Below are 5,416 nucleotides of genomic sequence, written 5' to 3' on the forward strand. Positions count from 1 at the left end.
ACCTTGAAGGAATGGAAGCAATGGCTATGATCTCAAAAGGACAAAAGGAAACGAAAAAGAATGTAGTTTTAAGATAAAGTGAGATTAAGAGAAATACTGTCCAAAATTCGGGGGTTAATCCGGTTTTGAGTAATCTTTTTTCAAAACGGAGGGGGTTTTTCTTATAAAATCAACATTCAAAGCATATTTTTGTTCAAACTTTAAATCAAACCAACAACAATTCTTTAATAGTACATAAAGCTGTGATTTCCTGAACAATTATATTGAGAGGATATCGGTAATTTTCACCTTATTCCATGTGAAAAAAGATGTTTTTCCGAATCTATTAACATGTTATCTTAAAAGAAAGAATATTTTAGGGAGGGAGTTCGTGCTTTATGCCAAATTGTGATTGGGGTAGACCATGTGATTGTAAGGATTGTAGAACAGACCAATTCAGTATAATATGCCCTCATTGTGGATTTAACAATGTCTTAAATGTTTTGGGTAGTGCTGAACTTAAGTCGGATAAGAAAGGCAGTTCGGGTTATGAATTTACCTATCCATCTGGAACAAAGGAATTAAACTGCTATTGTTGTTCAAAGATTATTCCAGATGTTCGTTACTATGATGGTTATAATGAATACATATGTAAAATTAATATTAAACTTTATCAGAACAAATTAAATGGACTTGTTTGTAGTTCTTGTGGTGTGATAGACGGGGAACTGAAAGGAATTAAGTTTGTAAAACTAATTAAATTTGATAATAAACTTTATTGTCAGAAATGCATTATTGATGCAGGAGTAAAAAAAATCCCTAATCCTTCAAACGAAAATGAAAAGTACGTTTTTAACGGGGAAAAGTTGAAATGGGAATTACATAAGATAAGAATTCCTTGTCCCTCATGTCATAAAAAAAGATGGTTAAATGCTGAAAATAGATGGAAAACATTATGTAAAAAATGCTACCTAACTTCATAAGTATTTAAGATAGATAAAGCTTGGAATACTGGGCTTTATTTTTTTATTCTACCACGCAAAATAAATAAGATAACTAACATTTGCTTTAATGGAACAATGAAAAAAGCTGTGGTTCTCAAAAATATTGTAAAAAATTATGCCTATTAAAATTAATATTGAAATGTTCCTAAGAATTAAGTTTATGTATTTTCCTGAGTCTACCTATGATTTTATATAAAAAAACGAATAAATTTCTCCTTTTTTAAAAATAATATTAAAAAAAAAGGAGGTGCTAGTATTAATACACTTGATTCCATTACAAATAAGCAAATGATGCTTATTCTAATAACAGTGATAGGTCTAAACAATCATGTATTTGTAATATCTCCACTTGTGCAACATGCAGGTAAAGATTCATGGATCAGTGTAATTCTATCATTTTTATTATCCTTAGTCTGGATTATACTTCTTTTAGTTTTGCAAAAGTCAATTAATAATGAGGGAATTTTTGAGTGGCTACGATTTAAAGTAAACAAAAAAATTATTATTATTTTGGGAATAATCTTTATTCTCTTTTTAATAAATTTAAGTGCTATCACATTAAGAGAAACTATTGCGTTAATTAATGTTGGATATCTTCCTGAAACCCCAAAATGGATAGTAGCATGTATTTTCAGTATTGTTTGCCTATATTTTGGAGGATCAAAACTAGGAACGATAAGTATCATTAATATCTTATTACTCATTTTCGTTGTCTGTCTTGGGTTTTTCGTTGCTTTTACAAATATGGAACACAAAGATTATTCACTATTACTTCCTATTTTTGAAAATGGATATAGGCCCATATTAAAAAGTATTATTTTTCCCTATTCCGGAATGACTGAACTTATGCTTTTTTTATTTTTAAAAAAGAGAATTAATACTCCAGTTAAATTTCGACATCTCTTTATAACGTCTTTCATATTAATGGGGCTTACATTAGGACCATTAATAGGAGCAATAACGGAATTTGATGAGGTTGAAGCATCCTATCAACGTTTCCCAGCATTTGAAGAATGGGGATTAGTTTCTATAGGGGATTTTATTGAACATGTGAGTTTTTTAGCTTTGTATCAATGGTTAGCAGGTGCATTTATTCGCATTTCCTTATTCTTTTATACGATAAAAGAAGTTTTATTAGAAATTAATTTATATTCAAAATGGTGTCTATTTGTAATTTTATTTATCGTAATTGGATATGCCGTTTATCCCATCAGTGATATTCATTATTCGAATGTTTTATGGAATATCCTACTACCTTTTACGACTTACTTTTTAATCAGTTTTTTACTTCTATTATCCTTATTTATTTTAGTACTACATAAAAGGAGAATAAATGTATGAAGTTTTTCAAAAAAAAATCCCTACAAAAAAATTTATCAATAAGTAATGATAATAATAAAAAGAGCACCGTAATTAGTGAACGAGTATTAAGAAATGTTCTAAAAAAATGTCCGGATATACAATTTTCCACAACTACTTATATACATCATCAAATTACATATATATATTGTTCGGGACTAGTCAATACTGAAATATTATACAATACTGTTCCTCAGTCAATTGATCATTTTTTTTTCGTACATAAAGGCGAAATCACTGAGGAACAGATACGCAACTATCTACATATCCCAACCTTGGATGTAATTGATAATTTAGAGGTTGCAATAACGGATATATTCGCCGGAAAATTATTAATCGATTTTGGAATCAATGGAAAACTTTTTACGATTGATATATCAGAACGTCCTCAAAGAAAGCCTGAAGAGACTGCCACTGAAGCAACTGTAAAAGGTCCTAGAGATAACTTTATTGAGGATATCAATGTTAACATTTCTTTAATCAGGAAAAGATTACGCACATCTTCACTTGCATTTGAACAAACAACGATAGGTAAACGTTCCCAAACGAAAGTTGCTATTCTTTATATGGATGATATCGCAAATATGAATGTACTTAAAGAAATAAAAAATAGACTTTCTACCATTGATATCGACGGACTTGTAACTACCCAACAATTAGAAGAAACGTTCAATAACACTCCTTATGCAGTATTTCCAAGACACCAGTATACTGGTAAGCCAGATTTCGCTGTGCAAACATTATTAAATGGAAGGTTTGTTATCCTAATTGATGGTGTCACTATTGCCTTAATTACTCCTATTAACTTTTTTTTGCTACTTAAAGGAAGTGAAGATAAAGAAGTATCATACATCTTCAGTTCATTTCAACGATTGATAAGAATATCTGGACTTTTCTTGTCAGCTATACTACCAGGCATATGGGTCTCTTTAACCTCATTTCATCAAGATCAACTCCCAATCTCATTATTAGCAACCGTTGTCGAATCAAGAAAAGGAGTTCCATTACCAATATCCATTGAAGTTATTCTTATGTTACTTTTATTTGAACTTTTTAAAGAGGCGGGATTACGATTACCTATGTCCATTGGTCAAATTCTTAGTGTAGTTGGTGGATTAATAATTGGAGATGCTGCAATAAGTGCTGGATTGGCTAGTCCGGTTACCGTCGTTGTAATAGCTCTTTCCACATTATCCACGTTTAATCTAAATGACCAATCTTTAATTGGAACACTCTCTCTTACACGTCTTTTTATTATTATATTCTCTTCTTTATTCGGTTTTTTTGGCATGTTTACAGCAATATTTGTTATTTGTGCATATATCGGCAGAATAAATACATTTGGTGTTTCTTATTTGGAGGGAATTAGCCTACTAAATATATCTGATTTTATTAAAACAATTATTAAAATTCCTAACACAAAATACACAAAAAGGCCAAAAGCGCTCGAATTAAATGACGTTACTAGAACAGGTGAAGAAAATGAAAATAAAAAGAAAAGCTAATCAATTTTTTCTTTTATTGAGCATTTTAACTACAGTATTTCTTTCTGGATGCTGGGATGTGAAACAAACGGAAAGAATGGTTTACATACATTCTATAGGTCTTGACTATAAAGACGGTAAATATATAGCATATTTACAAATCATTAATTTAGGACTACTTGCAAAAAGCGAGTCAGGAGGTAGCAATAACCAAGTTACAGCAGAACTTGGTCATGCATCAGGAAATACCGTGGAAGAAGCCATCTTTAATATCTATCAGACAACTCAAAGAAGACTTTTCTGGGGGCATATTGCATACATTGTTTTCACAGAAAATGTTTTGAAACAAGGAGGCTTACAAGCCATTACAGATATATTAGATCGGTATGTTGAAACTTATTATCAAATATGGATATATCTAACGGAAGATTCCATTCCTAATATACTTCATGCCATGCCGAATATTGGAATGTCTACAGATCTTTCACGCCTTAGTGATCCAGAACCTAGTTTTAAACAATTTTCCTATATCCGACCTATTGATTTAAGAAGATTAATTATTTTAAATAACCGTCCACCAAATGAAATAGTATTACCAATTATTTCAGGAAATCACCAATCATGGGAAGCTGATTCTAAACACATGGATGCAGCAATATTAAACGGATTAGGTATTATCACTAATGACAATTTGAAAGGGTATCTTAGTAACAGTAAAGCTAAAGGATATAGATGGATGAATAAGGATTTTCAAAGATCAGAAATAACTATAAAAGGCAAGGAAGGTATGGGTCTTTTATTAAGGAACTTACATGTAAAGGTAACTCCGGTCATAAAACATAATGAGGTTAAATTTGATGTTAAAATTAAAGCTAAAGTACATATAAATAAAGTAAGACGAACTAATTCATTAGAGGAAATAAGTTCTGAGGCTAAAAGGAAAATTAAAAAAGAAATAATGGATACTTATTTAGAAGGTCTGAAACTGGATTCTGATATATATCGTCTTTCAAACGTACTTTACATAAAGAATTATTCCACTTGGAAAAGAATACAACATGATGGAAAAATACCGTTGAATAATCACTCAATTAATAATATTGACATTAATTTAAAAATAATAGATGCTGGAAAACAAAGGAACAAGCCCACCTTAATTAAGAGAAAATATCCGAGCCATCCATAATTGGATGGCTTTAAGTCGATGTTTAACATCATGTTTTAAACCATTATAGCTCTATAGCCCCTAAATGAACTTGGACAGTAAGAGTAATAAATATTATACTACTTAATGTACCAAGGAGGCTGACATAATGAAACGAACAAAACACTCAAAAGATTTTAAATTACAAGTCGTAAAAGAAGCCACTGAGACAGGCAATAATTCGTTAGTAGCACGTCGATACGAACTGAATCCGAACATGGTAAGTCGTTGGATTCGTGAATATAAAGATGGCAAATACGGTGAAGTAGATGTTACTGTGCTGCCAGATATTGATTCTAAAGAGTTATCCGAGGAAAATGAAAAGCTAAAAATAATATTAGGTGAAAAAGACCTTGAAATCGCCATTCTACGAGATCTTATAAAAA

The 5,416-nt window shown here is 30.7% G+C and carries 5 protein-coding genes; all 5 read left to right on the forward strand.

What is annotated here, in order from left to right:
• Positions 1-377: 377 nt before the first annotated feature.
• A complete protein-coding gene (locus tag B5V89_RS17255; protein WP_055737866.1) occupies positions 378-962 on the forward strand; it encodes a hypothetical protein in 585 nt (194 codons plus the stop codon).
• A 294-nt stretch (positions 963-1,256) separates the two neighbouring features.
• A complete protein-coding gene (locus tag B5V89_RS17260) occupies positions 1,257-2,324 on the forward strand; it encodes an endospore germination permease (protein WP_276514005.1) in 1,068 nt (355 codons plus the stop codon).
• The gene (locus tag B5V89_RS17265; protein ID WP_108073211.1) at positions 2,321-3,847 is read left to right on the forward strand and encodes a spore germination protein; all 1,527 of its coding nucleotides are present in this window, start codon (positions 2,321-2,323) and stop codon (positions 3,845-3,847) included. Before B5V89_RS17260 ends, B5V89_RS17265 begins: the two co-directional genes overlap by 4 nt.
• The gene (locus B5V89_RS17270) at positions 3,825-5,012 is read left to right on the forward strand and encodes a Ger(x)C family spore germination protein (RefSeq protein ID WP_244913532.1); all 1,188 of its coding nucleotides are present in this window, start codon (positions 3,825-3,827) and stop codon (positions 5,010-5,012) included. The genes B5V89_RS17265 and B5V89_RS17270 overlap by 23 nt, the downstream gene beginning before the upstream one ends.
• Before the next feature lie 127 nt (positions 5,013-5,139).
• Positions 5,140-5,416 (forward strand): transposase (locus tag B5V89_RS17275; RefSeq protein ID WP_108073213.1); only part of this gene is annotated, 277 nt, incomplete at its 3' end.

Origin of the sequence: Heyndrickxia sporothermodurans (genome assembly GCF_003055045.1) — a bacterium.
Classification (GTDB): Bacteria; Bacillota; Bacilli; order Bacillales; family Bacillaceae_C; genus Heyndrickxia; species Heyndrickxia sporothermodurans.

Coding starts and splice junctions, on each gene's coding strand:
- B5V89_RS17255 (WP_055737866.1), top strand. CDS start 378: ATGCCAAATTGTGATTGGGGTAGACCATGTGATTGTAAGGATTGTAGA.
- B5V89_RS17265 (WP_108073211.1), top strand. CDS start 2,321: ATGAAGTTTTTCAAAAAAAAATCCCTACAAAAAAATTTATCAATAAGT.
- B5V89_RS17270 (WP_244913532.1), top strand. CDS start 3,825: ATGAAAATAAAAAGAAAAGCTAATCAATTTTTTCTTTTATTGAGCATT.